The organism is Sphingopyxis sp. (assembly GCF_051861155.1).
GTDB lineage: Bacteria > Pseudomonadota > Alphaproteobacteria > Sphingomonadales > Sphingomonadaceae > Sphingopyxis.
In genome coordinates, this window is record NZ_JBHYDE010000004.1 from 102,656 (window position 1) to 128,952 (window position 26,297).

Annotated in this window: 26 protein-coding genes; 18 read left to right on the plus strand and 8 right to left on the minus strand. The window is 65.9% G+C overall.

What is annotated here, in order from left to right:
* Window position 1: 1 nt before the first annotated feature.
* Entirely contained in the window at window positions 2-3,103 is a 3,102-nt protein-coding gene (locus tag ACTIFP_RS08675; RefSeq protein ID WP_439568315.1) for a CHAT domain-containing protein, read from the minus strand.
* A 210-nt stretch (window positions 3,104-3,313) separates the two neighbouring features.
* Between ACTIFP_RS08675 and ACTIFP_RS08680 the strand changes: the two genes are divergently transcribed.
* The 3 genes from ACTIFP_RS08680 to grxD are packed head-to-tail and all read left to right on the plus strand — an operon-like array spanning window position 3,314 to window position 4,262.
* Complete coding sequence (locus ACTIFP_RS08680; protein WP_439568316.1) at window positions 3,314-3,640, plus strand: DUF1476 domain-containing protein; 327 nt, start codon at window positions 3,314-3,316, stop codon at window positions 3,638-3,640.
* A gap of 13 nt (window positions 3,641-3,653) precedes the next feature.
* On the plus strand, window positions 3,654-3,887 hold the full coding sequence (locus ACTIFP_RS08685) for a BolA family protein (protein WP_439568317.1): 234 nt from the start codon (window positions 3,654-3,656) through the stop codon (window positions 3,885-3,887).
* 45 nt (window positions 3,888-3,932) lie between these two features.
* On the plus strand, window positions 3,933-4,262 hold the full coding sequence (gene grxD, locus ACTIFP_RS08690) for a Grx4 family monothiol glutaredoxin (protein ID WP_439568318.1): 330 nt from the start codon (window positions 3,933-3,935) through the stop codon (window positions 4,260-4,262).
* A gap of 168 nt (window positions 4,263-4,430) precedes the next feature.
* Here grxD and ACTIFP_RS08695 read toward each other — a convergent pair whose 3' ends face one another.
* The 4 genes from ACTIFP_RS08695 to ACTIFP_RS08710 all read right to left on the minus strand — a co-directional run bounded on the left by ACTIFP_RS08695 (window position 4,431) and on the right by ACTIFP_RS08710 (window position 7,397).
* Window positions 4,431-5,171 (minus strand): alpha/beta fold hydrolase, encoded by a 741-nt coding sequence (locus tag ACTIFP_RS08695; RefSeq protein WP_439568319.1) that lies wholly within the window; start codon window positions 5,169-5,171, stop codon window positions 4,431-4,433.
* An 86-nt stretch (window positions 5,172-5,257) separates the two neighbouring features.
* Window positions 5,258-6,430: a PQQ-dependent sugar dehydrogenase gene (locus ACTIFP_RS08700; RefSeq protein WP_439568320.1), complete on the minus strand. Its 1,173-nt coding sequence runs from the start codon at window positions 6,428-6,430 to the stop codon at window positions 5,258-5,260.
* An 83-nt stretch (window positions 6,431-6,513) separates the two neighbouring features.
* Window positions 6,514-7,143: a sigma-70 family RNA polymerase sigma factor gene (locus tag ACTIFP_RS08705; RefSeq protein WP_439568321.1), complete on the minus strand. Its 630-nt coding sequence runs from the start codon at window positions 7,141-7,143 to the stop codon at window positions 6,514-6,516.
* A complete protein-coding gene (locus tag ACTIFP_RS08710) occupies window positions 7,143-7,397 on the minus strand; it encodes a NepR family anti-sigma factor (RefSeq protein ID WP_439568322.1) in 255 nt (84 codons plus the stop codon). Before ACTIFP_RS08710 ends, ACTIFP_RS08705 begins: the two co-directional genes overlap by 1 nt.
* A gap of 126 nt (window positions 7,398-7,523) precedes the next feature.
* Here ACTIFP_RS08710 and ACTIFP_RS08715 point away from each other — a divergent pair, with 126 nt between their 5' ends.
* Together ACTIFP_RS08715 and ACTIFP_RS08720 are read left to right on the plus strand one after the other, a co-directional pair.
* Complete coding sequence (locus tag ACTIFP_RS08715) at window positions 7,524-7,988, plus strand: BLUF domain-containing protein (protein WP_439568323.1); 465 nt, start codon at window positions 7,524-7,526, stop codon at window positions 7,986-7,988.
* Window positions 7,989-8,175: 187 nt separating this feature from the next.
* Window positions 8,176-8,730, plus strand: coding sequence for a sigma-70 family RNA polymerase sigma factor (locus tag ACTIFP_RS08720; RefSeq protein WP_439568324.1), 555 nt, complete (start codon window positions 8,176-8,178; stop codon window positions 8,728-8,730).
* A 20-nt stretch (window positions 8,731-8,750) separates the two neighbouring features.
* Here the strand turns inward: ACTIFP_RS08720 and ACTIFP_RS08725 are convergent, their stop codons facing one another.
* Window positions 8,751-9,545 (minus strand): response regulator, encoded by a 795-nt coding sequence (locus ACTIFP_RS08725; protein WP_439568325.1) that lies wholly within the window; start codon window positions 9,543-9,545, stop codon window positions 8,751-8,753.
* 210 nt (window positions 9,546-9,755) lie between these two features.
* On the opposite strand from ACTIFP_RS08725, the gene ACTIFP_RS08730 reads away from it, so the two are divergent.
* The 13 genes from ACTIFP_RS08730 (at window position 9,756) to fghA (ending at window position 23,137) form a co-directional block, all read left to right on the plus strand.
* Window positions 9,756-11,276, plus strand: a complete 1,521-nt coding sequence (locus ACTIFP_RS08730; RefSeq protein ID WP_439568326.1) for a sensor histidine kinase — start codon at window positions 9,756-9,758, stop codon at window positions 11,274-11,276.
* 50 nt (window positions 11,277-11,326) lie between these two features.
* Window positions 11,327-12,577, plus strand: coding sequence for a putative DNA modification/repair radical SAM protein (locus ACTIFP_RS08735; protein ID WP_439568327.1), 1,251 nt, complete (start codon window positions 11,327-11,329; stop codon window positions 12,575-12,577).
* Complete coding sequence (locus ACTIFP_RS08740; protein ID WP_439568328.1) at window positions 12,574-14,001, plus strand: UdgX family uracil-DNA binding protein; 1,428 nt, start codon at window positions 12,574-12,576, stop codon at window positions 13,999-14,001. Before ACTIFP_RS08735 ends, ACTIFP_RS08740 begins: the two co-directional genes overlap by 4 nt.
* Window positions 14,001-15,014 carry a ligase-associated DNA damage response exonuclease gene (locus ACTIFP_RS08745; RefSeq protein WP_439568329.1) on the plus strand — a complete coding sequence of 338 codons (1,014 nt, stop codon included), beginning with the start codon at window positions 14,001-14,003 and terminating at the stop codon, window positions 15,012-15,014. The genes ACTIFP_RS08740 and ACTIFP_RS08745 overlap by 1 nt, the downstream gene beginning before the upstream one ends.
* On the plus strand, window positions 15,011-16,678 hold the full coding sequence (locus ACTIFP_RS08750) for a cisplatin damage response ATP-dependent DNA ligase (RefSeq protein WP_439568330.1): 1,668 nt from the start codon (window positions 15,011-15,013) through the stop codon (window positions 16,676-16,678). Before ACTIFP_RS08745 ends, ACTIFP_RS08750 begins: the two co-directional genes overlap by 4 nt.
* A gap of 188 nt (window positions 16,679-16,866) precedes the next feature.
* A complete protein-coding gene (locus ACTIFP_RS08755) occupies window positions 16,867-17,481 on the plus strand; it encodes a superoxide dismutase (protein ID WP_439568331.1) in 615 nt (204 codons plus the stop codon).
* A gap of 62 nt (window positions 17,482-17,543) precedes the next feature.
* Entirely contained in the window at window positions 17,544-18,923 is a 1,380-nt protein-coding gene (locus ACTIFP_RS08760) for an L-serine ammonia-lyase (protein WP_439568332.1), read from the plus strand.
* Window positions 18,924-18,948: 25 nt separating this feature from the next.
* Complete coding sequence (locus tag ACTIFP_RS08765) at window positions 18,949-20,061, plus strand: S-(hydroxymethyl)glutathione dehydrogenase/class III alcohol dehydrogenase (RefSeq protein WP_439568333.1); 1,113 nt, start codon at window positions 18,949-18,951, stop codon at window positions 20,059-20,061.
* A 14-nt stretch (window positions 20,062-20,075) separates the two neighbouring features.
* The gene (locus ACTIFP_RS08770) at window positions 20,076-20,462 is read left to right on the plus strand and encodes a VOC family protein (protein WP_439568334.1); all 387 of its coding nucleotides are present in this window, start codon (window positions 20,076-20,078) and stop codon (window positions 20,460-20,462) included.
* A 1-nt stretch (window position 20,463) separates the two neighbouring features.
* On the plus strand, window positions 20,464-21,336 hold the full coding sequence (purU, locus tag ACTIFP_RS08775; protein WP_439568335.1) for a formyltetrahydrofolate deformylase: 873 nt from the start codon (window positions 20,464-20,466) through the stop codon (window positions 21,334-21,336).
* 54 nt (window positions 21,337-21,390) lie between these two features.
* A complete protein-coding gene (locus tag ACTIFP_RS08780) occupies window positions 21,391-21,768 on the plus strand; it encodes a VOC family protein (protein ID WP_439568336.1) in 378 nt (125 codons plus the stop codon).
* Between the two features lie 20 nt (window positions 21,769-21,788).
* Window positions 21,789-22,292 carry a prolyl-tRNA synthetase associated domain-containing protein gene (locus ACTIFP_RS08785; protein WP_439568337.1) on the plus strand — a complete coding sequence of 168 codons (504 nt, stop codon included), beginning with the start codon at window positions 21,789-21,791 and terminating at the stop codon, window positions 22,290-22,292.
* A complete protein-coding gene (gene fghA, locus ACTIFP_RS08790; protein WP_439568338.1) occupies window positions 22,289-23,137 on the plus strand; it encodes an S-formylglutathione hydrolase in 849 nt (282 codons plus the stop codon). Before ACTIFP_RS08785 ends, fghA begins: the two co-directional genes overlap by 4 nt.
* 119 nt (window positions 23,138-23,256) lie before the next feature.
* On the opposite strand, the gene ACTIFP_RS08795 is transcribed toward fghA, so the two are convergent.
* Window positions 23,257-24,243 carry a quinone oxidoreductase family protein gene (locus ACTIFP_RS08795; protein WP_439568339.1) on the minus strand — a complete coding sequence of 329 codons (987 nt, stop codon included), beginning with the start codon at window positions 24,241-24,243 and terminating at the stop codon, window positions 23,257-23,259.
* Window positions 24,244-24,418: 175 nt separating this feature from the next.
* On the minus strand, window positions 24,419-26,260 hold the full coding sequence (locus ACTIFP_RS08800) for a DEAD/DEAH box helicase (protein WP_439568340.1): 1,842 nt from the start codon (window positions 26,258-26,260) through the stop codon (window positions 24,419-24,421).
* Between the last annotated feature and the right edge of the window lie 37 nt (window positions 26,261-26,297).

Genomic DNA, 26,297 nt, shown 5'->3' on the forward strand with positions numbered 1-26,297 from the left:
ATCAGCGGGCAGCGCGGCCGGCACCTTCTTGCGCGGGGGCGGCGTCGGCGGTGGCGGCGCCGGCGTGGAGCAGCGGCTGGCTACCGTCGCCGATGATTGCGAAGCCTGCCCAATAATAGGGGTGCGACGTCCGCTGGTCATCCATTAGCCGCATCTGCGTCCCCCACATCGCGTCGGCGACGCTGGTGCCCTGACCTGCGGCGAACAGTCCGCCGATCAGCCGCTTGGTCGCATCGAAATCGTCGGGCGCCGGCCAGTGGCTGGCGATCACCGAGCGGCCCCCGGCGCCGATGAAGCTGCGCACCAGCCCGTCGAGCGCGTTGCCGCCGCCCGACAGCCCGGCTTCGCGCGTTGCAGCGACCGACGCCGCGCCCGCGGTATCGCACGCTGACAGGATGACCAGATCGGCGTTGATCTTGAGGTCGAAGATTTCCTGAAAGGTGAGCAGCCCGTCCGAATCGCCGTCGCCGAACGATGTAACCAGCGCCGGGCGCGCCGGGCAGGCGGGGCGCGGCGCGGTGACTAGCCCGTGGGTCGCGAAATGGATGATGCGATAATCGCTGAGGTCGGCGCGCGTCTTGACCGCGTTGTCGGTAAAGGCGCCGCCGGTCAGCAGCGTCCCCGCGTCGCCGCCCATGGCGTTGCGCGCGGTGACCAGCTCGTCGGCGGAAATCGGGCGCGCCCATTGTCCGACGTCCCAGCGGCAGTCGCCGTCGATGCCGCCCGCCGAAGCGCCGCGGGTACCGAGCGAGGGCAGCGTCGTGCCGCCGACCGGCAGATTCTGCCCCAGCCCAAAATATTGGTTCGCGGCCTTTGACGGCGCCGCCTGCCGCGCGTTGCGGAAGGCGAGGGTCGAGACCGCGGTGCTCGGCCGCGTCGTGCGCCCCAGCCACGCGACTTCGCGCATGTCGAACGGATCGGCGTCGGGATCGAGCAGCCGCTGCTGATAGGCCGCCAGACCCGTGTCGGCGGTGACGAGCAGGTTGATCGGCAGCCGCAGCATCGCGCCGTCGGGTTCGAAAATCAGATGCGCGACGCTGGGCAGCCTGGGCGCGACCGGGCCGAACAGCTGGCCATACAGTTTATGCGCGGTCGCGGCGTCGAAAGGATAAGTCACGCGGCGCCCGTTTTCGACGATCGAGATCGTCGAGCGCAGCGTATCGACCGCGGTGTCGAGCGCCGCGGCGCCGATGTCCGATTGCCACAGCCGCGCGCCGCCGGGTTCGATCAGCATCGCATAGACCGCATCGCCGACGACGAGCATCTTCAGATAGGCCTCGTCGGGGCGCAGCACCTGTTGCAGCTCGGCGAGGTCGAGCTTGCCCGGCGCGACGACGCGATATTGCGGAAACGCCGACAGCGCGGCGATCGATTCGGCCTGCTGGAACGCCAGATTGTCGAGCTGGGTCTTGAGATCGGCGCGCAGCGCATTGATTTCGGGCGACACCGGCAGCTGCGCGAGCCGCGCATCCTCGATCCGCGCGCGTTCGATGTCGCGGTTCAGCGTCGTCGCCTGACGGAACAATCGCGCGCCATCGTCGCTGCCGCTCGACAATTCGCGCGCCAGCACCGCCTGGGTGTCGGCGACGCCGGGGCGGACCTGCAATTGGCTGGCGACAAAGAAATCGCCGACCGCGGCGGGATCGGTCGCCGCGCGGCTGGCGAGCAGCCGGTAATAGGGCGCCATCATGTTCGCCATGCCGGTGGTCGAGCGTTGCGACTTCGCCAGTTCGGCGACGACGTCGCGATAGATCGCCAGCGCCTTGTCGTCCTGGCCTTGGCGGGTCAGAAAGGCGGCATAGCGCGCCCGCGCCGAGGCGAGCGCGTTGGTTTCCGGATATTCGATCGCGAGCGCGTTCACCGATTCCATGAAGCGCGCGTCGGCGGCGGCGCTATCGCCCAGCGCCTCTTCGGCAAGCGCGAGTTCGCCCAGCATCTGCGAGCGCAGCCGCACGATCGAGGTAACGCGGCCTTCGCGCACCGCGACCGCATCGGTGAGGCCTTTGAGCTGTGCCGCCTTGGCGGCGGCGCCATTGCCGCGCAGCCGTTCGACGGTGCCGAGCAGGTGGACCGCCTGCGCATCGATGATCTGGCCGCGTTCGATCGGGGTCAGCCGCTCGCGATCCGACCCTTGCTGGACGGCGCGGGCGGTGCTGCCGCTATTGACCCCGGCGACGATCGTCGGGGTCAGCGTGACGCTGGCGCCGTCGACGGTGACCGCGCTGGTCAACGGCGGGATAGGCCTTTGCAACAGCGCGGCCGCGGCGTCGTAATCGCGCTGGTTCAGCGCGTGGATGGCGCGGAAATTGCGGCGCAGGCGCAGCTGGACGGGGTCACTGGTCGGCACCGCCTCGGCCTCGGCAAACAGCCGATCGGCCTCGCCGAACTCGCCCAGGTTCGATCGTTGCAGCGCGCGGTTCAGGGTGAATTCGGTAGGGTCGATGTCGGCCGCCGCCTGGTCGCCCTGGGTGCGGCGCGACAGGGTTTCGAAAAATTCGGCGGCCTCGGCATAATCGCCGCTGTGGTTGCGCCGGTATCCCTCGGCCAATGCCTTGTCGACGTCGATCGCGCCCGCCTGGGTGCGCGCGAAACCGTCGTTGCCGCCGACCGACGTGGTCGCGACCTTGATCACCCCGGGCACGACCCGGCGCTGGCGGATCGAATCGAGCGCGATGTTGAGCGCGTCGCCATAGGCGGCGAATCCCTCGACGACATAGGCGGTGTCGCCGTCACTCTCGATCCGCGTCTGCCACACGACGCTGCTGTCCTTGACCGTGCAAGTGCCGTCGGCGGCGCAGGTGACGGCGGCGGCACGGCCGCGCTCGACCCGCGCTTTTGCCGCATCGGCGCTGGCGCGCAGCATGCGCACGGTGCCGACCGGCTGGCTGGTGTCGCGGCATAGGATGACCCAGGCGCGGTCGAACATCCCGTCGATCACGCGGTCGCGCACCGTCGCCTGCACCGCGCACAGCGAACCGCCCTGATCGCCGATCGAAAAACTGTCGCGCAAAGTGGGGTCGGTGCCCTGCGCCTGCGCGATGCCGGGCGCCGCGCATGCGAGCGCCGCCAGTATCGGCAGGCAAAACGGACGTCGAGCGGTCATCACCAATCCCCCAAACACAAGCCCAGAGGCGCCCGGCCGGCGCAAGCGGCGGCAAGGCGCAGTCTTCATTGCTGCGGTACGACCCATTCCCTGATCCGAACCCTAACCCCTTCGCCCGAAAAAGGGAAGTGATCAGCGGCACAGGCGGCTTGCGCCCATGGGGCGTGCAACCTATCTGCAGGGCGACAGTTTCAAACCGGTGAGGATATGATGAGCGGATTCGACGACCGAGAACGCGCCTTCGAGGCCCAATTCGCCCGCGACCAGGACATGCAGTTCCGGATCACCGCGCGCCGCAACCGGCTGGTCGGCGAATGGGCCGCCGAACGCATGGGGCTGACCCCCGAAGAGACCGACGCCTATGCCAAAGCGGTGGTGCAGGCCGATTTCGAGGAAGCGGGCGATGAAGACGTCATCCGCAAGCTGGCGGGCGACCTGACCGCGGCGCAGGTCGAGATCAGCGACGCCGAAATCCGCGCCGCGCTGAACGACAAGTCGGTCGAGGCGCGGCGCCAGTTCATCGACAGCCAGAACTGACGGGACCGCTGCGATGGGTATGCGCCAGGATGATTTGCGGGCGATGATCGTCGCGGCTTTTCCCGATGCCGATGTCGCGATCACCGATCTGGCGGGCGACAATGACCATTATGCCGCGCATGTGATCAGCGAATCCTTTCGGGGGATGACGCGGGTCGCGCAGCACAAGGCGGTCTATGCCGCGCTGGGCGGGCGCATGGGCGGCGAACTTCATGCCTTGCAATTGACCACGGCCGTCCCTTCATAGGGGCGATCACCCAATTTATGGCGCGCTGCGCCGCCGGAGACGATTATGACCGAAGCCATTCACGACCGCATCGCCAAGCTGGTCACCGACAACCCCGTGCTGCTGTTCATGAAGGGCACGCCGCTGTTCCCGCAATGCGGCTTTTCGTCGCGCGCCATCGCGATGCTCGACCGGCTGGGGGTCGAATATGACACCGTCGACGTGCTGCAGGACATGGAAATCCGCCAGGGTATCAAGGAATTTTCCGACTGGCCGACGATCCCCCAGCTGTATGTGAAAGGCGAATTCGTCGGCGGCAGCGACATCATGATGGAAATGTGGGAAGCCGGCGAGCTGCATACGCTGATGACCGGCATTCCGGCGCGCGCGGAATAATCCGGCGCCGCGATCGAGCGCTGTCCGGGGCTCGGCCGAGATTGGGAAGGGCGGCGGTGTGCCGCCCTTTTTCGTCTTTGCGGGCCGTTTTTTTGGCTATTACCCTCCCTTTCAGGAAGGGGAGAAGGGCGGAGACGATCATTTTCTACCGTCCGCCCAGACACCGACCTACCCCACTTCTTCCTGCAGCGCTTTCACGATCGCGGCGACCGAGGTCGGGGCATAGGCAAAGCCCATATGACCGCAGTCGACTTCGACCTGGCGGTCGCTTTCGTGGGGCAGCCCGCGTGCGCTGCCCACCGCGATCACGCCGTCATAGGCTGACCATAGCGCAAAGGTCGGCATTTCGGGACGCGGCGCAGGGTGGAAATCGATCGGCGGATTATCGACCGGGTGGCGCGCGACCAGATGATAAAGCCGCCAGGCGCGGTTGGCGCGGCGGCTCCCTGAAAAGGGCGAGCCGAGGGTGACGACGCGCGCGACCTTGTCCGGGTGATGCTTGGCATATTCGCGCGCGTAAATGCCGCCCAGGCTCCAGCCGACCAGCGCCGGGGCGTGGCCGGTGCGGTCGATGATCCATTGCACGCGGCTATCGATGCGCTCGATGATGTCGGGGGTGGCGCCGCGGTTGAAGCCGAGGCCCCAAGCATAGCAGCGAAATCCGGCGCGGCGCAGGTCGGCGCGCAGTGCCTTGGTCGCCCAGTCGCCCGACAGGAACCCCGGCAGCACCATCACTGGCGGATGGTCGCTGTCGGGATTGGGTTCTGGCGGCATCGCGCGGATGCGGCCCCACAGCGCGCGGACCAGTCCCGTCACTTCGCGCCACAGCAGGCCCAGCGACGGCGGCGCATCGGGGTCCGGAATGCGTGCGGGCCATTCGGCGCGCCGGGTGAGCAGGTTGCGGATCATGGACGGCCTAATCTCACACTCGTCATTCGCGCGAAAGCGGGAATCCGGCTGGACCCCGGGTCATGCCCGGGGAGACGAGACAGAAATCACTTCTTCGGGACCAGCTTCACCAGCTTGCCATCCTCGCCATCGATGAGCAGCCATACCGTGCCGTCGTCGCGCACTTCGACCTCGCGGATGCGGGTGCCGAAATCCCAGCGGTCGGATTTGGTCAGCTTGTCGCCATTGATCGCCATGCGGATCAGCCCTTCGCCCGACAAGGCGCCCATCAGCAGGCTGTTTTTCCAGCCGGGATACAGGTCGCCATTGTACCAGGCGAGGCCGCCGGGCGAGATGGCGGGGTTCCACCACAGTTTCGGTGCCGCAAATTCGGGGCGGGTCGGATGGTCGGGAATATCCTTGCCGTCATAATGGTCGCCGTTCGACACGATCGGATAGCCATAATTGGCCTTGGCCGCGACCAGATTGACCTCGTCGCCGCCCTTCGGCCCCATTTCCTGATTCCACAATTGCCCGGCGCCGTCGAAGGTGAGGCCCAGGATGTTGCGGTGGCCGAGCGACCAGATTTGCGCAGTCACGCCGCCCTGCGCCGCAAACGGATTGTCGGCGGGCACGCTGCCGTCGGGGTTCAGGCGGACGATCTTGCCCAGATTGGCCTTCATGTCCTGCGCCGGGTCGAATTTCTGGCGCTCGCCCGATCCGATGAACAGATATTTGCCGTCGGGCGAAAAGGCCAGGCGGTGCGAATAATGGCCGCGGCCGGTGACTTTGGGCGACTGGGTCCAGATCGTCTTGAGTCCTTCCAGCCGCGGGGCTGCGCCCTGAACCAGCCGGGCCATACCGACGACGGCGCCATAGGTGCCGCCCGCGCCGGGTTCGATCCAGCTCAGGTAAACGGTGCCGCTGGTCGCGAAATCGGGGGCGACGATGATGTCGCCAAAACCGCCCTGACCGCCATAGGCGACCGCGGGCACGCCCGCGACGTCGAGCGTCGGGCTGCTCTCCTGCCACAGTTTCAGTTTGCCCGCTTTCTCGGTGATCAGCGCGGCGCGGGTGCCGGGGACAAAGGTCATCGCCCAGGGTTCATTAAAGCTCGCGACCTCCTGAACCGTGAACGGCGCCTCGGCGACCGGGGCCGCGGGCTGATCGCCCGACGCGTCGAGCTTGGCGGGATCGGCGGGCTGGCTCGATGCGGTGCTGGCCGAGCAGGCGCTGGCGGCGAGCGCCGCGGAAAGGGCGAGGAGCGGCAATGTTTTCATCGGGAAAGCTCGCTTTGCTGGGGGGAAGGATGCGCCAATCTGGCGCGGCGGCGCGGCAAAGTCGAGAGGCGTTCGTGCGTCCCCTAGCGGTTAGCTGCTTCGCGCCGCGCCGTGATGATCTCGACGCTGTCCATGATCGCATCGACCGCCTGGCTGGCGGGTGGCGCGTCGGCACGCTTCTGCGAAAACTGGCCGCTGTTCATAATCTCTTCCAACGCGGCTCGCGCGCGCGAGACGCGGCTTTTCATCGTGCCGAGGGCACAATCGCAAATGCTTGCGGCTTCTTCATAGGACATGCCGCCAGCGCCGACGAGGATCAGCGCTTCGCGCTGGTCCTGCGGCAATTCCATCAGGCCGCGTTGCAAATCGGCCATTTCGCCGCTGTCTTCCTGACTGGCGCGCGTCGACATCGTCCGTTCGACCGCAGTTTCGTCATATTCGCCGACAAATTTGTTGCGGCGCATCTGCGACAGGAAAGTGTTGCGCAGGATGACAAAGGTCCACGCCTTGATCGACGTGCCGCGCTCGAACCGCTCGCGCGACGCCCACGCCTTGACCATCGTGTCCTGCGTCAAATCGTCGGCCAGATCGGGGCTGCCCGACAGGCTGCGGCCATAGGCGCGCAGGTGCGGAATCACCCCGGCGAGCAACGCCTTGAATTCGGTGTCGGACAGGCTGTCGCCAGCCTCAGCCGCGGCGGCACTGTCCGCCATTATTGTTTCGGACTTTTCTGGTCGAGTTGCGACAAAAGGTCGAGCATCTGATCGGGCAATTGTTCGGAAACGATATTGCCATAGATCATGCGCAGCTTGGCGCTGACCGGTTCGGGAGCTTGGCGACCGGTCAGCGTGCGATGCCACTGGTCGCTGTCGGTGCCGGGAAAGCTGCCCTGCTCGCGATTAGGCGCAGCGGTCCCCGGGGGCGGGGCGCCCTTGCCGTTCGTCCTGTTGTTGCCTTGCGTAGCCATGCCGAAGCAACGACGAAAACGCCTGCGGGTTCCCGACAGGGTCTTTTTTTGCGACGAATGCGTTGCCAAGATGCCACACGCGCCCTATTCGGAACGAAGCGTAGGCGACCAGGCTTGCGGCGAGGGGTGTTGCATTGCCTTTCCCGCACGGGACGGCTGGAGAAACGTCGCTTGCTTTCCGTCATCTATATCAGCGTGGCCGATCCGTTGATCGGCGAACAGGATATTGCCGCGCTGCTCGTGCAGTCGCGCCGCAACAATCACCGCGATGCGCTCACCGGCGCCTTGATCTTCAACGGTCATAATTTCCTGCAATTGCTCGAAGGTCCGGCGGCCAAGGTCGAGGCGTGCCTCACCGCGATCCGCGGCGACCCGCGGCACAGTGGGATGGTCGAGATCCGCCGCCGCGCGATCGACGAGCGCGCCTTCGCCGAATGGTCGATGCTCTATGATCCCAACTTCCGCGGCCATGACGACAATCTGGCACGGCTGGCGGCGAACGGTCGGCTCGATCCGCAGGATGCGCTGATGATGGAAAATTTCATCGCGCTCGGGCGGCGGCGTCCCTCGGGTGCAGGCGCCGCCGATTGAGCGCGGCGGAGCCCTTTTTCCCGGCATTCCGCGGTTCGGGTTTGCATCGCGGATGCGACGCGCTAAGCCTCAGGGCCATTGTGATCGTTACCGCCAAAACTAAGGCTATTTTATCAACGACCTGACGCCTCCACCGCCCGACCCTCAACCGCTCGACGACGCCAGCTTCAAACGCGAACTGGCGGCGATGTTGCCGCATCTGCGCGCCTTTGGCCGCAGCCTGTGCGGCAATGCCGACCTGGCTGACGATCTGGTGCAGGAAACGATGCTGAAGGCGTGGAAGGCGCGGGCGCAATATGTGCCGGGACCGGCCAGCATGAAAAGCTGGGCGTTCGTTATCCTGCGCAATTGTTTCCTGTCACAGATGCGCCGCAAGAAATTCACCGCCGAATATGACGAGATGGCGGCCGAACGGCTGCTCGTCGCACCCGACGACCAGGACGACAGCCTGCATCTGGCCGATGTCCAGCGTGCGCTGTTGATGCTGCCGGTCGATCAGCGCGAGGCGCTGGTGCTGATCGGCGCGGGGCAGCTGTCCTATGAAGAGGGCGCGGCGATCTGTGACTGCGCGGTCGGGACGATGAAAAGCCGCGTCTCGCGCGCCCGCGCCGCGCTGCAAGCCATTTTGGAAAGCGGCACGATGCCGCTGCGCAGCGCCGACGAACTGGCATCGAGCGAGGTCTTCCGCTCGATCATGGACGATGTTGACAATCTGACCGCGAACGGCTCCGGGCGCGACTAGAGCCTGGCCCCAAGCCTGGGTTACGCCGCCAGCTGCGGGGTGAACAACAGGCTCTGGCTGATCGCCGCGCGCACCGTGTTTTCGCGGAACGGCTTGGAAATCAGGAAGGTCGGTTCGACGCGCCCGCCGGTCAGCAGCCGTTCGGGAAAGGCGGTGATGAAGATCGCGGGCACCGGCGCCAGCGCCAAAATATCCTGCACCGCATCGATCCCCGACGATCCATCGGCCAGCTGGATGTCGGCGAGTACCAGCCCCGCGTCGGTCGCCTCGAACGCGGCGACCGCGTCGGCGTGGGTGGTCGCGACCCCGGCGACCGTGTGGCCGAGTTCGCGGACGATCTGTTCCAGCTCCATCGCGATCAGCGGCTCGTCCTCGATGATCAGCACCGACGTGCGCGATTCGCGGTCGAGTTCGCCGATCGCATCCGCCAGCAGCAGCTCGACCGTCGCTCCGTCGGTGCCGGTGATCGCGGCGGCTTCGCTGACCGAAAAGCCTTCGAGTGCGGTCAGCAACAGGATCTGGCGGCCCAGCGGGGTCATCTGCGCGAGCCGCTGGTTCGCGGCGCGCACGAACGGGTCTTCGCCGTCGTCGTCGCCTTCGCCATCGTCGATATAGGCGCTTTCCCAGATACGGTGAAAATTGCGGTACAGGTCGATGCGGGTGCCGTGGCCGGCGCTGAATTCATCGGGGGCGGCGACGATGACCTCCAGCGTGGTGTGAACGAAATTGTCGCCATGTTGCTGGCTGCCCGTCAGCGCGCGCGCATAGCGCCGCAAAAACGGCAGATGTCCGCGAATTTCTTCACCCAAAGCCATGCAATCTTCCTCCCGCTCAGGCCCATCATACGCGCCCCGGCGGATGTCGGTTCCGCAGCCGCGCGGCAAAATGCGCGACCAATTGCTGCAACTTGTCACGATGCGGTGCGTAGAGTCAGCCGGAACGCGATGGGGTTGGGGTGTAAGTAATCGAAATTGCCACACTTTTCTTAAATTGGCGGCAAGTGCACTTTTTTAGGGACCATATTCATGGCAGAGCGGCCCGGAGCGGTGCGAGGAAGCGAGGGGCAGGACTTGGCGGACGGTGGCAATGCAGATGCGGGGCAGGTCGAACGGATGCGCCTCGCCACGCTTCGCGAATATCGGATTTTGGATACCGGACCGGAGGAAGCGTTCGATCGCGTGACCAAGATGGTCGCCGACCTGTTCGACGCGCCGATCGCGCTGGTGTCGCTGGTCGATGATTGCCGCCAATGGTTCAAATCCTCCTATGGCCTCGACGCGTCCGAAACCTCGCGCGACATCAGTTTCTGCCAATATGTCGTCGCCGAAGACAGGCCGATTATCATCACCGACGTGATGGGCGACGAACGGTTTCGCGACAATCCGCTGGTCACCGGCGACCCCTTTATCCGATTTTACGCCGGGGTGCCGCTGCGTGCCTATAATGGCGCGATCCTGGGGACGCTGTGCGTGATCGACCGCAAGGAACGCGGCACGCTGGCCGACCGCGAACTGGCGCGGCTCGAGGATTTTGCCGCAATCATCATGGCCGAGGCGGATTTGCGGCGGATCGTCATCGAACGCGACGAAGCGCGGCAGACGCTGGAACGCGCACTCGATTTTTCGGGCATCGCAACCTGGCGCTTCGACGCCCGCACCGGTGCGATCCAGTGGAGCGGTGCGGTCGCCGAACTGTGGGGCGCCGACTATGACACCGCGCTCGCCAACCTCGACGGCTTTTTCGAACGCCTGCTGCCCGACGATCGCGAAGCGGTGCGGATCGTGCTTGGTGGATCGGTCGCGAACGGCACCCATTATGCCACCGAATATCGCATCCAGCACCCCGAGCGCGGGGTGCGCTGGATCGCGGTGCGTGCCGATTGGGACGTGCAATCGGACGATGCGATCCTGACCGGGATCAGTGTCGACATCACCGAACAGAAAAGCCGTCAGGAAAATGCCAATCTGTTGATGCGCGAATTGCATCACCGGATGCGCAACCTGTTCGCGACGGTCAGCGCGATCATTTCGCTCACCCGCCATGCGGCGACCGACGTCGATGATTATGTCGAGCGGATTACTGGCCGGCTCGACGCGCTCAACCGCGCGCAGAATGTCCTGCTCGGCGCCAATTTCATGACCGGATCGATGCACGCGCTGCTGCGCGAGGTCGAGGCTGCCTTTCCGCGCATTCGCTGGTCGGGGCCCGACCTGCTTCTCCCCGAAAATGCGCTCGTCGCGATGGCGCTGGTGTTCAACGAACTGGCGACCAACGCGGTCAAGCATGGCGCGCTGTCGGGCGCCGCGGGCGACGTCGATGTCCGCTGGACGCAGGATCCCGAAGGCGATGAGCCGCGGCTGTTCCGGCTGACCTGGACCGAAACCGGCAATAACGGCCCGATCGGCCCACCGCAGAAAACCAGCTTTGGCACTTTGCTGATGGAACGCAGCGTCCGTAACAATCTGGGCGGCACGATTGAGCGGCATTGGGAGCCGAGCGGACTGGTGCTCGACATCACACTGCCCGCGCGGTGGCGCGACGCCTGATTGCGACGGGTCGATTTGTTCCCTTTATGTTCCTGTGATATGGCGATGCCATGTCCGCCAAACCGATTCTGCAAAAGCTCGGCATATTGGCCGATGCCGCCAAATATGACGCGTCTTGCGCCTCATCGGGGACGGTCAAGCGCGATTCGACCGGCACCAAGGGCATCGGGTCGACCGAGGGCATGGGCATCTGTCACAGCTATGCCCCCGACGGGCGGTGTATCTCGCTGCTCAAGATCCTGCTCACCAACTTCTGCATCTACGACTGCCGTTTCTGCATCAACCGTGCATCGAGCAATGTGCGGCGGGCGCGCTTCAATCCGCAGGAGGTAGTGCGGCTGACGCTCGATTTCTACAAACGCAATTATATCGAGGGACTGTTCCTGTCCTCAGGCATCATCCGCTCCGAAGATTATACGATGGAGCAGCTGGTCGAGGTCGCGCGCATCCTGCGCGAGGAGCATCGGTTCGGCGGCTATATTCATTTGAAGACGATCGCCGGGGCGGCGCCCGAGCTGATTGCGCGCGCCGGGCTCTACGCCGACCGCCTGTCGACCAACGTCGAACTGCCGACCGAGGCGGGATTGCAAAGCTTCGCGCCCGAAAAGAAACCCGCGACGATCCGCAAGACGATGGCATCGGTGCGTATCGGCGCCGACGATGCGATCGAGGCCGTGAAAGGGCGGCTACTCAAAAAGGCGAAACCGCCGCGATTTGCCCCCGCCGGGCAGTCGACGCAGATGATTGTCGGCGCCGACGGATCGCGCGACGACGACATATTGGCGAGTGCGACCAACCTCTATTCGGGCTATCGCCTCCGCCGCGTCTATTATTCGGCGTACAGCCCGATCCCCGACGCGAGCAGCGACCTGCCGCCGGTTCGCCCGCCGCTGATGCGCGAACACCGCCTGTATCAGGCCGACTGGTTGCTGCGTTTCTATGGCTTTCAGCGCGCCGAAATCATGGAGGGGGCGAGCGGCGGGATGCTCGACCTGAGCATCGATCCCAAGCTCGCGTGGGCGCTGATGCGGCGCGACATTTTTCCGGTCGACATCAACCGCGCCCCGCGCGAACTGCTGCTGCGCGTCCCGGGACTGGGGACGCGTGCGGTCGACCGGATCGTCGCGGTGCGGCGCACCGGAAAGCTGCGGCTGGGTGATCTGGCGAAGCTGACCGCGTCGGTGAAGAAAGTGCTGCCATTCATCGTCACCCCCGATTGGCGGCCCGGGTCGCTGACCGACAGCGCCAGCCTGCGCGCGCGCTTTGCGCCGCCCGCCGAGCAATTATCGCTGTCGCTATGAGGGAGGTCGTGCTCGCCCGTCCCGGCGATTTCGCCGAATGGCGCGATGCAGCGCGCGAGCTGATCGCGGGCGGCGTGGCGCCCGAGGATGTCAGCTGGCGCGGTGCCGACGAGGGCGCGTCGCTGTTCGGCGACGATGCGCCGCCCGCATCGGGCGGCGCCGTGTCGCTGCCGCGCGAATTGCTCGCCATGGCCGACCGGGTGACCTGCCACCGCGACCCGCGCGTGCCGGCGCGGCTCTATCGCGTCGTCTGGCGCGCGGCGCAGGATCGGCACTTGCTCGCGCGGACGACTGATGCCGACGTCGACTGGCTACGCAGGACCGACAAAGCGATCCGCCGCGACGTCCACAAGATGCACGCCTTTGTCCGCTTCCGGAGGCTGGGGGAGGATGCGGGGCGCGAGCGTTTTGCGGCGTGGTTCGAACCCGACCACCATATCCTGCGGCTGACCGCGCCCTTCTTTCAGCGCCGCTTCACCGGCATGGACTGGGCGATCGTCACCCCCGACGCGCGCGCGATCTGGCACGATGAGACGCTGACCTATGGAGCGGGCGGGACGAAGGACGAGGTGCCGGGCAGCGACGTCATCGAGGATCAGTGGCGCACCTATTATGGCGCGATCTTCAACCCCGCGCGGGTCAAGATCGATGCGATGCGTGCCGAAATGCCCAAGAAATATTGGAAGAACCTGCCCGAGGCGCAGGATATCGCGCCGCTGCTCGCGGGCGCCGCGGCGCGGGTGGAACGGATGCGCGAAACCGCCGTTTCTTTAGCAAACCCGCAAACCGACAAATGGCGAACCCGCGTGCCCGAAGCTCTGGCCCTGACCGACGACATCGACACGCTGGACGAGATCGCCCGCGCGGTCGGCGGCTGCACGCGCTGCCCGCTGCATTGCAGTGCGACGCAGGCGGTGGTCGGCGAAGGCCCGGCGGCAGCGCGCATCATGCTGGTCGGCGAGCAGCCGGGGGACCGAGAGGATCTGGAAGGGCGACCGTTCGTCGGCCCCGCGGGGCAGGTGCTGAACGAGGCGCTGGCCGAGGCGGGGCTCGATCGCACGCGATTGTTCCTGACCAACGCGGTGAAGCATTTCAAATTTGAACCGCGCGGCAAGCGCCGGCTGCATCAGAACCCGACGACGGGCGAGATCGACATCTGCCGCTGGTGGCTCGACAAGGAACGCGCGCTGGTCCAGCCCGACCTGATTGTGACCCTGGGCGGCAGCGCGCTGCGCGGGGTGACGGGGAAGAGCATGCGCGTCACGTCGATGCGCGGCGCGGTGCATGAACTCGACGGAGGTACCAAGCTGGTCGCGACGATCCATCCCTCTTTCCTGCTGCGCCTGCCCGATCGGGCACGCGCCGCCGAAGAGCGCGCGACGTTCGTCGCCGATCTGGCGCGCGTGCGCGACCTGGCCGCCTGATGGCAAAGGCGAAAACCTGGCTCGAACCGCATCCGCACGGGCTGTATGTGAAGCCCGCCAACCTGTGGATCGATCCGTCGCGCTCCGTCGCGCGCGCCGCGGTCACCCACGGCCATGCCGATCATGCGCGGAGCGGCCATGGCGCGGTGTTTGCGACCCCCGAAACGCTGGCGATCATGGCGTTGCGCTACGGCGTCGATGTCGAAGCGAGCCATAATCAGGCGTTTCCCTATGGTGACGGGTTCGAACGCGGGGGGGTGCGCTTCAGCTTTCATCCCGCGGGGCATGTGCTGGGCAGCGCGCAAATCCTGATGGAATATGCGGGCGAGCGGATCGTCATCTCGGGAGATTACAAACGCCGCCCCGACCCGACCTGCGCGCCGTTCGAAGTCGTCCCGTGCGACATCTTCATCACCGAGGCGACTTTTGGGCTGCCGGTGTTTCGCCACCCTCCCACGTCCGACGAGATCGCCAAGCTAATCGGCGCGGTGCGCGCCGAACCCGATCGCTGCGTGCTGGTCGGCGCCTATGCGCTGGGCAAGGCGCAGCGGGTGATGGCGGAATTGCGCGCTGCTGGGTGGGACGCACCGATCTATATCCACGGGGCGATGGAGCGGATGTGCGCGCTGTACGCGGGGCACGGCGTCGATCTGGGCGAGCTGCGGCTTGTGTCGGAAACCGACAAGGGTGACATGGCGGGGCAGATCATCGTCGCGCCGCCCTCGGCGCTGAACGACCGCTGGTCGCGGCGATTGCCCGATCCCGTCACGGCGATGGCGTCGGGCTGGATGCGGGTGCGCCAGCGCGCCCGCCAGCGGATGGTCGAACTGCCGCTCGTCATTTCGGATCATGCCGACTGGGATGAGCTGACGACGACGATTTCGCAGGTCAACCCTAAGGAGACATGGATCACCCATGGCAGCGAGGACGGCCTGCTGCGCTGGTGCGAACTGCATCAACGCAAGGCGCGCGCGCTGCACCTCGTCGGCCGCGATCTGGAAGAAGAGGCGTGAAGGCCTTCGCCGCCCTGATCGACCGACTGATCTACACCCGCTCGCGCAATAGCAAGTTGGCGCTGATCGCAGATTATCTGACGCACACGCCCGATCCCGATCGCGGTTGGGCGATCGCCGCGCTGACCGAGAGCCTCGATTTCCCAGCGGTGAAATCGGCGATGGTGCGGGCGTTGCTCGCGACGCGGGTCGATGAGGAATTGTTTCGCCTGTCACGGCATTTTGTGGGGGATACGGCGGAGACCGCGGCGTTGCTGTGGCCCGATTCCGAAAAGCCCCTCCCCTTCAGGGGAGGGGTTGGGGTGGGGGTCGCGGGGCAGCGCGAGGCCGATGGCCCCACCCCCAGCCCCTCCCCTGAAGGGGAGGGGGAGCTAAGCGTTTCAGCCGTGGTCGACGCCCTCGTCGCCGCGACCCGCGCTACCGCCCCTGAAATCCTCGCCGATCTCCTCGACCGCCTCGACGCCGATGGCCGCTACGCACTCCTCAAGCTCGCGCTCGGGGGCATGCGTGTCGGGGTGTCGGCGCGGCTCGCCAAACAGGCGTTTGCGCAGGCGTTCGACGTGCCCATCGACGATGTCGAGGAGCTATGGCACGCGATTCCGCCGCCCTATGCGCCGCTGTTCGCATGGGGCGAGGGAAGGGCGGAGCGGCCCGACCTCAAGGAAGTCGCTTTCTTCCGCCCCTTCATGCTGGCGCATCCGCTGGAGGAGGCGACGGTCGACCTCGCTGATTATGCCGCGGAGTGGAAATGGGACGGCATCCGCGTCCAGATTGTCCATGGTGGCGGTCAGACCCGCATCTACAGCCGCGGCGGCGAAGAGATCAGCGGCGCCTTTCCTGAACTGGTCGCGGCGTTCGATCAGGATGCGGTGATTGATGGCGAACTGCTGGTGCGCGGCGATGCGCAGGGCGGCCCAGAAAATCAGGGAGGGGCGGCGAGCTTCAACGCGCTCCAGCAAAGACTCGGGCGTAAGACGGTGTCGAAGAAGATGCTCGCTGAGTCGCCAGCGTTCGTGCGTGTCTATGACCTGCTCGCAGTCGACGGCAACGACCTGCGCGGCTTGCCGTGGACCGAACGGCGGCGGCAGTTGGAGGCCTTCGTCCCGCGCCTTGCCGACAGCCATTTCGACCTGTCGCAGGTGATCGACGCGGCCGATTTCGATGACCTCGCCGCGCGCCGCGCGGGCGCGCGCGATGCCGCAATCGAGGGGGTGATGCTCAAGCGCCGCGATGCGCCCTATGTCGCGGGGCGCCGCGCCGGGCTCTGGTATAAATGGAAACGCGATCCGCTCACCGCCGATTGCGTGATGATGTACGCGCAGCGCGGCAACGGCCGCCGCGCGAGCTTCTATTCGGATTATACCTTCGGTTGCTGGAGCGACGATGGCGAGCTGTTGCCGGTCGGCAAAGCCTATTCGGGCTTCACCGACGAGGAGCTGAGGTGGCTCAACAAGTTCGTGCGCGACAACACGCTCAACCGTTTCGGACCGGTGCGCGAGGTGGAAAAGTCGCTGGTACTCGAGGTCGCATTCGATTCGATCCACAGCAGCAAGCGCCACAAGTCGGGGCTGGCCATGCGCTTCCCGCGCATCTCGCGCATCCGCCGCGACAAGCCCGCCGAGGAGGCTGATCGGATTGCCACGCTGATGGCGATGGTGACGTAAGTCCCGCCGTCATTGCGAGCGAAGCGAAGCAATCCAGGGCGGTTTACGCCGCTCTGGATTGCCGCGTCGCCTTCGGCTCCTCGCAATGACGGATTTGGCGAGAAAATTTCCCCGCCCAAACCTTGCAACCCCGTGCCCCGATACCGAGTTACAGCCTTCATCCTCCCCCCAAAAAAATGGAGACTGCCATGACGATCGCTCTTCCCCCGCTGCCCTACAAGCAGGATGCGCTGGAGCCGCATATTTCGGCCGACACGCTCGCGACGCATCATGGCAAGCATCACAAGGCCTATGTCGACAAGGTCAACGCCGCGATCACCGGTACCGAACTCGCCGACAAGCCGCTCGAAGAGATCGTCCACCATGCCGAGGGTGCGGGAAACAAGGGCCTGTTCAATAACGCCGCCCAATCATGGAACCACGCCTTTTACTGGCACAGCCTGTCGCCGGAAAAGACCGCGCCCACTGGCGATCTGCTCGCCGCGATCACCCGCGATTTCGGCTCGCTCGACGATCTGAAAAAGAAGCTGAAGGAAACCGCAGTCAATCATTTCGCGTCGGGCTGGGCCTGGCTCGTCTCGCGCGATGGCACGCTGTCGGTCACCGACACCCACGATGCGGGGACCGAGCTGACCGCGGGGATCAAGCCGCTGGTCGTGATCGATGTGTGGGAACATGCCTATTATATCGACCGCAAGAATTTGCGCCCGGCCTATGTCGATGCGGTGGTCGACGAGCTGCTCAACTGGGACTTCGCGGCGGAAAATTTCGCGCGCGATACGACCTGGACCTATCCCGCCTGACCGTAAGGGAAATTTGAACTGGTATCTATCGTCATGGCGGCGCCGCCTCTATAGGCGCCGCCATGACGATCAGCCTCTTCGAACTCTTCAAAATAGGCGTCGGACCCTCCAGCTCGCACACCGTCGGGCCGATGGTCGCGGCGCGCCGCTTCACCGTCTGGCTCGGCGAGCAGCAGTGGCTTGACCGAACCGTGCATGTCGAGGCCGACCTCTACGGCTCGCTCGCGCTGACGGGTAAGGGTCACGCCGCCGATACCGCCATCGTCGCCGGTCTCGCTGGCGAAATCCCCGCCAGCACCAGCCTCGCCGCGATCCGCGCTCATTGGGACCGCGCGACCAGCGAGGGCTTCCTCTATCTGCTCGGCCGCCAGCGCGTCCGCTTTCAGCCGGCGCGCGACCTGCATTTCCAGATGCGCCAGCGCCAACCCTTTCACAGCAACGCCGTGAGTTTCACCGCGCGCGATGCCGACGGTGAGATCGTCGCGAAGCGGATGTATTTCTCGATCGGCGGCGGCTTTGTCGTCGACGAGGATGAGGCAGGGCGCAACAGCCGCGGCGCGGAGGACGAAGTGAGCCTGCCCTTCGCCTTCACCTCGGGCGCCGACCTGCTGAGCATGGGCGTGGCGTCGGGCAAGAGCTTCGCCGAAATGATGCTCGAAAACGAACTCGTCCATCGCCCATTGGCCGAGGTCGAGGCGGGGCTCGACGCGATCGCGGGCGCGATGGATGCGTCGATCGACGCGGGCTGTTGCAGCACGGGGATCCTGCCCGGCGGGCTCAAGGTCAAGCGCCGCGCACCGCAGATCGCCGCCGACATCCGCAACCGCCACGAAACCAACCTGATCGATCCGCTGGCGATGATGGACTGGATCAACCTGTGGGCGATGGCGGTGAACGAGGAAAACGCCGCGGGCGGCAAGGTCGTCACCGCGCCGACCAACGGCGCGGCGGGGATCATCCCGGCGGTGATCCGTTTTTACCGGCGCGGCTATCGCGGCGACGACGCGGGGGTTCGCACCTTCCTGCTCGCCGCTGGGGCGGTCGGTGCGCTCTACAAGCGCAACGCCAGCATCTCGGGCGCCGAAGTCGGCTGCCAGGGCGAGGTCGGCGTCGCCTGTTCGATGGCGGCGGCGGGGCTGACCGCGGCGCTGGGCGGCACCAACGCGCAGGTCGAAAATGCCGCCGAGATCGGCATGGAGCATAACCTCGGCCTCACCTGCGATCCCATTGGCGGGCTGGTGCAGATTCCGTGCATCGAGCGCAACGCAATGGGCGCGATCAAGGCGATCGACGCGAGCCGCATCGCGATGATCGGCGACGGCACGCATGTCGTCAGCCTCGACACGGTGATCGCGACGATGCTGCAAACCGGCCGCGACATGCGCGACAAATATAAGGAAACATCGAAGGGGGGTCTTGCGGTCAGCGTCGTGGAGTGCTGATAGCCGGGCGAGAAGGAGACCGCCCATGAAGACCCGCGCCGCCGTTGCGTTCGAAGCGAAGAAGCCGCTCGAAATCGTCGAACTCGATTTGGAAGGCCCGAAGGCGGGCGAGGTGCTGGTCGAGATCATGGCGACGGGCATCTGCCACACCGACGCCTACACGCTCGACGGCTTCGACAGCGAGGGCATTTTTCCGAGTGTGCTCGGCCATGAAGGCGCGGGTATCGTGCGCGAAGTCGGCGCGGGCGTCACCAGCGTGAAGCCCGGCGATCATGTGATCCCGCTTTACACCCCCGAATGCCGCCAGTGCAAAAGCTGCCTGTCGGGCAAGACCAACCTCTGCACCGCGATCCGCGCCACGCAGGGCCAGGGGCTGATGCCCGACGGCACGACGCGCTTTTCGTACAAGGGCCAGCCGATCTTCCATTATATGGGTTGCTCGACCTTCTCGAACTTCACCGTGCTGCCCGAGATCGCGGTCGCGAAAATTCGCGAGGACGCGCCGTTCCAGAGCGCGTGCTATATCGGCTGCGGCGTGACCACCGGGGTGGGCGCGGTGACCAACACGGCCAAGGTCCAGGTCGGCGACAATGTGGTGGTGTTCGGGCTCGGCGGGATCGGGCTCAACGTGCTCCAGGGCGCGCGGCTCGCAGGCGCCAACAAGATCATCGGCGTCGACATCAACCCGGACCGCGAAGAATGGGGCCGCAAGTTCGGCATGACCGACTTCCTCAACACCAAGGGCATGAGCCGCGAGGAGGTCGTCGCCGCGATCGTCCAGCTCACCGACGGCGGCGCCGACTATACCTTCGACGCCACGGGCAATACCGAGGTGATGCGCACCGCGCTCGAAGCCTGCCATCGCGGCTGGGGCACCTCGATCATCATCGGCGTCGCCGAGGCGGGCAAGGAGATTGCGACACGGCCCTTTCAGTTGGTCACCGGCCGCAACTGGCGCGGCACCGCGTTCGGCGGCGCCAAGGGCCGCACCGACGTGCCGAAGATTGTCGACATGTACATGACCGGCAAGATCGAGATCGACCCGATGATCACCCATGTCATGGGGTTGGAAGAGATCAACAAGGGGTTCGACCTGATGCACGCGGGGACAAGCATCCGCAGCGTCGTCGTTTACTGACGGGAGGAGACGACATGTTCAGCCATGTGGCGCTGGGGTCGAACGACATTTCGGTGAGCAAGCGGTTCTACGACGCGGTTCTGGGCGTGCTCGGCGCGACCGAGGGCGTGATCGACGAACGCGGGCGTCTGATCTATATGCACGCGGGTGGGCGTCTGATCGTCACGCACCCAGTCAACGGCGAAGCGGCGGCTTGCGGCAACGGGCATACGCTGGGTTTCCTCGCGCCTTCGACCGACGCGGTCGACGCGTGGCACGCGGCGGGGGTCGCGAACGGCGGAATAACGGCGGAGGATCCGCCGGGCATTCGTCACGCGACCGAGGGGCGTGTCGTCTATCTCGCCTATCTGCGCGACCCGGCGGGCAACAAGCTGTGCGCTACGCACAAGATATCGGGCTGACATGACCGGCGAGAACGGACCCGCCTATGTGCTGACCTTCAGCTGCGTCGATGCGGTGGGCATCGTCGCGGCGGTCACGGGGCTGCTCGCGGAGCGCGACGGATTCATCCTCGACAGTCAGCAATATGCCGACCTCGATTCGGGGCGTTTCTTCATGCGCGTCGAATTCCGCGGTGCGGGCGCGCGCTTTCCCGAAGGACTGGCGGGGGTGCAGGCGGCGTTCGCGCCGATCGTCGAGCGTTTCGCGATGGACGCGCGGATCAGCGACAGCGCAGCGAAACCGCGTTTCGTGATCGCCGTGTCGCAAGGCAGCCATTGCCTCAACGACCTGCTCCATCGCTGGTCGACGGGCAATCTGGCAATCGACATCGTGGCGGTGGTGTCGAACCACGAGCATCAGCGGCGCCTCAGCGAATGGCACGGCGTGCCGTTCCACCATTTCCCGGTGAGCGACGCCAATCGCGCTGAGCAAGAGGCGCAGATCGTCGACCTGATGGCGCGCAGCGGCGCCGATTATCTGGTGCTGGCGCGCTACATGCAGGTACTGTCGCAGGAATTGTCAGGGAAACTGGCGGGCCGCTGCATCAATATCCACCACAGCTTCCTGCCGGGGTTCAAGGGTGCCAAACCCTATCACCGCGCGCAGGAACGCGGGGTCAAGCTGATCGGCGCGACCGCGCATTTCGTCACCAGCGACCTCGACGAAGGCCCGATCATCGAACAGGCGGTCGAGCGCGTCGATCACCGCGACAGCGTCGACGACCTGATCCGCATCGGCCGCGACGTCGAGGCGCAGGTGCTGGCCAAGGCCGTGCGCTGGGTCGCCGAACAGCGGGTGTTGATCGACGGCCGCAAAACCGTGGTCTTCCGCTAGCTCGCCGAAGGGTATAGGTATCGATTCGCAACCAAAACCAGAGGAGCGCAGGCGATGTACAGCCACAATATGATTGGCAGCAATGACATTGAAAAATCGAAGAAATTCTACGACGCGACGTTTCAGGCGATCGGCGGCAAAGCGGGCATCCAGGACGACAAAGGCCGCCTGATCTATATGCATAACGGCGGGCTGTTCCTGGTCGGGGCGCCGATCGACGGCCAGCCGGCGACGGTCGGCAATGGCTGCACCATCGGCTTTGCGATGGAGGGGCCGGAGCAGGCCGATGCGTGGCACAAGGCCGGCATCGAGAACGGTGGCACCAGCATCGAAGACCCGCCGGGCATCCGCGAAGGCAGCTTTGGCCAGCTCTACCTCGCCTATCTGCGCGACCCCGACGGCAACAAGCTGTGTGCGCTGAAGCGCCTGTAAGCGATCGCTGAATTTTGACGATGCGCGGCGAAGCGGGACTGCTGGCGGACCTGGATCGGCTCGCCATCCGCTTTGCCGCGCACGAGCATGAAGCGGTGTTCACCGTGGCCGAAAGCGACGCGGTCAACGCAGCGATTCCCGGTGCGCATACCAAGAATCTGTTCCTGAAGGACAAGCGCGGCGCATATTGGCTGGTCACCGTGCCGTCGGAAGCTCGCGTCGACCTGAAAGCGCTTCCCGGCGCGATCGGCAGCCAGCGGATCAGCTTCGGCAAGGCCGACGACATGGCGCGCTTGATCGGCATCACGCCGGGATCGGTGACCCCGCTGGCGATGATCAACGCGGCGCCGGGCAGCATCACCGTGGTGATCGACGACGGGCTGGCCGCCGCCGACCGGGTCAACGTCCACCCGCTGCGCAATACCGCGACGCTCGGGCTGGCGGGCGGCGCGATACTGGACCTGCTGCGTCATTGGGGGCATGACCCGGTGGTCGCCCCCATCCCCGTGCAGGACAATCCATGACCCTCGAAACCCTCTCCACCGTTCGCAGCCATGGCGGCACGCAAGGCGTCTATCGGCACGCCAGCAGCAGCACCGGCACCGACATGACCTTTGCGGTCTTTGTCCCCGATCATGCGCCGGGTACAAAGCTGCCGGTGCTCTGGTACCTGTCGGGTCTGACCTGTACGCATGCCAATGTGATGGAAAAGGGCGAGTATCGCGCCGCCTGCGCTGAACACGGAATCATCTTCGTCGCGCCCGATACCAGTCCGCGCGGCGAGGGCGTTCCCGACGATCCCGACGCGGCGTGGGATTTCGGGCTGGGCGCGGGTTTTTATGTCGATGCGACCGAGGCACCGTGGGCGGCGAATTACCGGATGCGATCTTACATCGAGGACGAGCTGCCGTCGCTGATCCTGCGCGAATTTGCCGCCGCTGATATGACGCGGCAGGGGATTACCGGCCATTCGATGGGCGGTCATGGCGCGCTGACCGTCGCGCTGCGGACGCCCGATCGCTTTCGCTCGGTGTCGGCCTTCTCGCCGATCGTCGCGCCGTTGCAATGTCCATGGGGCGAAAAGGCGCTGTCGAACTATCTCGGCGCCAATCGCGAAACATGGGCGGTGTACGACGCATGCGCGTTGATCGCGAGCGGCGCGCGAGTGGCCGATCTGCTCGTCGATCAGGGCGAGGCCGATAATTTCCTGGCCGAGCAATTGAAGACCCACCTGCTGGTCGAGGCGTGCGAGCGCGCGGGGCAAAAGGCCAAAATCCGCATGCAGCCGGGGTATGACCACAGCTATTATTTCATCTCGACCTTTTTGGCCGAGCACGTGGCGTGGCATGCGGAACGATTTAAGGCATAGTTTCTCCCCTCCCTTTAGGGAGGGGTCGGGGAGGGCATGTAACGTTGCTGAACCCTCCCCGCTGCGACTAGCGAGACTTGCGAGCTTGGCTCGCTGCCCCTCTCGCGGGCGGGAGGGGTTTAATCCTGCTCGGGAATCAGCAACGTCGACCCCGTCGTCCGCCCCGCTTCCAGATCGGCATGCGCTCTCGCTGCATCCTGCAAACCGTATCGCTGCCCGACCTTGATCTTGACCGCGCCGCTTTCGATCATCTCAAACACCCGCGCCGCGCCGGCGGCGCGTTCGCTGGCGTGGAGATAATAGTCGAACAGCGTCGGGCGCGTCACGAACTGCGAGCCGTGTTGCGCCAGGACGCCCAGGTTGACCCCGGTGACCGGCCCACCGGCGTTGCCATAGCTGACGATCAGGCCGCGCCGCGCGGTGGCTTTGAGCGACACGTCCCACGTCGCCATGCCGATGCCGTCGAAGGTCACCGCAGCGCCCTGACCATCGGTGATTTCGCGGACATGCGCCGCGACGTCGTCGCTCTTGTACATCAGCACATGGTCGGCGCCGGCTTCGCGTACTGCGTGCGCCTTCGCCTCGGTGCTGACCGTGCCGATCACCGTCGCGCCGATCGCCTTCAGCCATTGGACGAGGATCAGCCCGACCCCGCCGGCTGCGGCATGAACGAGCACGGTCGAACCTGCTTCGACCCTGGCGCAACGCTCGACCAGCATTTCGACGGTGCACGCCTTGAGCAGCGCCGCCGCGGCGGTGTCGTCGTCGATCGTCGCGGGCAGCTTGAACAGCGACGCCGCGCCGACCAGCCGCGCGCTGGCATAGGCGGTGCGTTCGGGACCAAAGGTCGCGGCGCGGTCGCCGGGCCGGAAGCCGTGGACGCCTTCGCCAACGGCGACGACTTCACCCGCGGATTCGAGCCCGAGCCCGCCGGGCAATTGCACCGGATAGGTGCCGTCGCGGTGATAGATGTCGATGTAATTGAGCCCGATCGCGCTCTGGCGCAGCAGCACCTGGCCGGGGCCGGGCTCGCCCAGCCTCACCTCGCGCCAGTCGATAACCTCGGGTCCACCCTGACTTTCGATAAAGGCTTGGGTCGCTTGCATGCGCCTGTCTCCTGCTGTCCGTTCCATCTGGTGGGCCGGGCGGCAGGACGCAAGGGCAAGTCGGTCATCATCCGCGTCATTGCGAGGAGCCGAAGGCAACGCGGCAATCTAGAGCGGTGCAGGGCCGCTCTGGATTGCTTCGCTACGCTCGCAATGACGAGTTGCTGATGACCGCTTACTTCGACGGACGGCGCGGGCTGCGCTGGCCGTAGGGCTTGGGCTTGTAGCGTTCGGTGTTGCCGCCCGGGCCACGGGGGCCGCGCGGACCCGCACGGTCGCCGAAACCGCGGTCGCCGCCGGGCGCGCGGCCAAGCGTGCTGCGCGGCGCGTTGTCGCGCGGGCTCTTGTCGCGGCGCGGGGGATAGGTCGGGCCGTCGGGCGCGGGGGTGATCGACACGCCGCTGTCGTCCTCGCCATCGGCGTTGGCACTGCGCACCACCGCCTCGGCAAAGCGATCGGCTATGCCACGCGGTATATTGAACATCGTTTCCTTGGGGCCGATGCGGATCGCGCCGATCTCGTTCTTGCTGACATGGCCGCGGCGACACAGCAAAGGCAGAATCCAGCGCGGGTCGGCATTCTGGTGACGGCCGATGTTGAGGCGGAACCAGACGCTGTCCTCGAACCCTTCGCGGTGATCGCCACCGCGTTCCGGACGTTCGAAGCGCTCGCCGCGCTCGGGGCGACCGGCGGCGTCGCGACCGCGCGGGCTGTTGTCGAGCAGATCCTCGGGCGGCGGCATCAGCGCGCGGTGCGCCTGCACCAGCGACGCGGCGATGTCCTCGGGCGAGCGCTCGGCCATCAGGCGCTGCGCGAGTTCCAGATCCTCGGGCTCATGCTCGACGGGCGTAAGCAATTTCTCCATCAGCCGTTCCTGATCGCGCTTGCGCACATCGGCGGCGGTCGGCGCGTCCATCCATTCGGCCTCGATGCGCGCCCCGCGCAGCATGCCGTCGACGCGGCGGCGGCGCGGATAGGGGACGATGATGACCGCGGTGCCCTTTTTGCCCGCGCGGCCGGTGCGGCCTGAACGGTGCTGGAGCGCTTCGGCATCGCGGGGGATTTCGACGTGGATGACAAGGCTGAGCGTCGGCAGATCGATGCCGCGCGCGGCGACGTCGGTCGCGACGCAGACCTTGGCGCGGCGGTCGCGCAGCGCCTGCAGCGCGGCGTTGCGCTCATTCTGGCTATGCTCGCCCGACAGGGCGACCGCAGCGAAGCCGCGCTCGACCAAGCTGGCGTGCAGGCGGCGGACATTGTCACGCGTCGCGCAGAACAGCATCGCGGTCTCGGCGTCGTGCAGGCGGAGCAGATTGACGACCGCGCCTTCGATGTCGGCGGGGGCGACCGTCACTGCCTGATAGGCGATGTCGCCATGACCGCGGTCTTCGCCGACGGTCGAGATGCGCAGCGCATCCTGCTGGTAGCGCTTGGCGAGCTGGACGATCGGCTTCGGGAGCGTCGCCGAGAAGAGAAGCGTGCGTCGCGTCGCCGGGGTGCCGTCGAGGATTTCTTCCAAATCGTCGCGAAAGCCCATGTCGAGCATTTCGTCGGCCTCGTCGAGGACGGCTACGCGGAGCGCGGTAAGGTCGAGCGCGCCGCGTTCGAGGTGATCGCGCAGGCGCCCGGGGGTGCCGACGACGATCTGCACGCCCTGACCGAGGGCGCGGCGTTCCTTGCTGGCGTCCATGCCGCCGACACAGGTTGCGATGCGCGCGCCGGCCTTGGCGTAAAGCCAGCTGAGTTCGCGGCTGACCTGCAGCGCGAGTTCGCGGGTAGGGGCGATGATCAGCGCGAGCGGCGAGGTCGCGAACGGCAGGCGGCCGTCCTCGATCAGCTCATCGCCCATCGCGAGGCCGAAGGCGACGGTCTTGCCCGAACCGGTCTGCGCCGAGACGAGCAGGTCGCGGCCCTTGGCCTGATCCTCGCTGACTTGCGATTGGACGGGGGTGAGCGCTTCATAGCCGCGCGCAGTAAGGGCGTCCGAAAGGACGGGAGAAAGATTTTCGAAAGACATTGTTATCTCAATAGCATAGGCGGTCACCGGTGCGGTG

Excerpts from the sequence above, each read along its gene's own strand:
- ACTIFP_RS08800 (WP_439568340.1), bottom strand. The coding sequence starts at position 26,260 with ATGTCTTTCGAAAATCTTTCTCCCGTCCTTTCGGACGCCCTTACTGCG.
- purU (WP_439568335.1), top strand. The coding sequence starts at position 20,464 with ATGACCGGCGAGAACGGACCCGCCTATGTGCTGACCTTCAGCTGCGTC.
- ACTIFP_RS08735 (WP_439568327.1), top strand. The coding sequence starts at position 11,327 with ATGTCCGCCAAACCGATTCTGCAAAAGCTCGGCATATTGGCCGATGCC.
- grxD (WP_439568318.1), top strand. The coding sequence starts at position 3,933 with ATGACCGAAGCCATTCACGACCGCATCGCCAAGCTGGTCACCGACAAC.
- ACTIFP_RS08695 (WP_439568319.1), bottom strand. The coding sequence starts at position 5,171 with ATGATCCGCAACCTGCTCACCCGGCGCGCCGAATGGCCCGCACGCATT.
- ACTIFP_RS08710 (WP_439568322.1), bottom strand. The coding sequence starts at position 7,397 with ATGGCTACGCAAGGCAACAACAGGACGAACGGCAAGGGCGCCCCGCCC.
- ACTIFP_RS08720 (WP_439568324.1), top strand. The coding sequence starts at position 8,176 with ATGTTGCCGCATCTGCGCGCCTTTGGCCGCAGCCTGTGCGGCAATGCC.
- ACTIFP_RS08765 (WP_439568333.1), top strand. The coding sequence starts at position 18,949 with ATGAAGACCCGCGCCGCCGTTGCGTTCGAAGCGAAGAAGCCGCTCGAA.
- ACTIFP_RS08740 (WP_439568328.1), top strand. The coding sequence starts at position 12,574 with ATGAGGGAGGTCGTGCTCGCCCGTCCCGGCGATTTCGCCGAATGGCGC.
- ACTIFP_RS08755 (WP_439568331.1), top strand. The coding sequence starts at position 16,867 with ATGACGATCGCTCTTCCCCCGCTGCCCTACAAGCAGGATGCGCTGGAG.
- ACTIFP_RS08770 (WP_439568334.1), top strand. The coding sequence starts at position 20,076 with ATGTTCAGCCATGTGGCGCTGGGGTCGAACGACATTTCGGTGAGCAAG.
- ACTIFP_RS08785 (WP_439568337.1), top strand. The coding sequence starts at position 21,789 with ATGCGCGGCGAAGCGGGACTGCTGGCGGACCTGGATCGGCTCGCCATC.
- ACTIFP_RS08680 (WP_439568316.1), top strand. The coding sequence starts at position 3,314 with ATGAGCGGATTCGACGACCGAGAACGCGCCTTCGAGGCCCAATTCGCC.
- ACTIFP_RS08780 (WP_439568336.1), top strand. The coding sequence starts at position 21,391 with ATGTACAGCCACAATATGATTGGCAGCAATGACATTGAAAAATCGAAG.
- ACTIFP_RS08685 (WP_439568317.1), top strand. The coding sequence starts at position 3,654 with ATGGGTATGCGCCAGGATGATTTGCGGGCGATGATCGTCGCGGCTTTT.
- ACTIFP_RS08700 (WP_439568320.1), bottom strand. The coding sequence starts at position 6,430 with ATGAAAACATTGCCGCTCCTCGCCCTTTCCGCGGCGCTCGCCGCCAGC.
- fghA (WP_439568338.1), top strand. The coding sequence starts at position 22,289 with ATGACCCTCGAAACCCTCTCCACCGTTCGCAGCCATGGCGGCACGCAA.
- ACTIFP_RS08725 (WP_439568325.1), bottom strand. The coding sequence starts at position 9,545 with ATGGCTTTGGGTGAAGAAATTCGCGGACATCTGCCGTTTTTGCGGCGC.
- ACTIFP_RS08730 (WP_439568326.1), top strand. The coding sequence starts at position 9,756 with ATGGCAGAGCGGCCCGGAGCGGTGCGAGGAAGCGAGGGGCAGGACTTG.
- ACTIFP_RS08705 (WP_439568321.1), bottom strand. The coding sequence starts at position 7,143 with ATGGCGGACAGTGCCGCCGCGGCTGAGGCTGGCGACAGCCTGTCCGAC.
- ACTIFP_RS08760 (WP_439568332.1), top strand. The coding sequence starts at position 17,544 with ATGACGATCAGCCTCTTCGAACTCTTCAAAATAGGCGTCGGACCCTCC.
- ACTIFP_RS08745 (WP_439568329.1), top strand. The coding sequence starts at position 14,001 with ATGGCAAAGGCGAAAACCTGGCTCGAACCGCATCCGCACGGGCTGTAT.
- ACTIFP_RS08795 (WP_439568339.1), bottom strand. The coding sequence starts at position 24,243 with ATGCAAGCGACCCAAGCCTTTATCGAAAGTCAGGGTGGACCCGAGGTT.
- ACTIFP_RS08675 (WP_439568315.1), bottom strand. The coding sequence starts at position 3,103 with ATGACCGCTCGACGTCCGTTTTGCCTGCCGATACTGGCGGCGCTCGCA.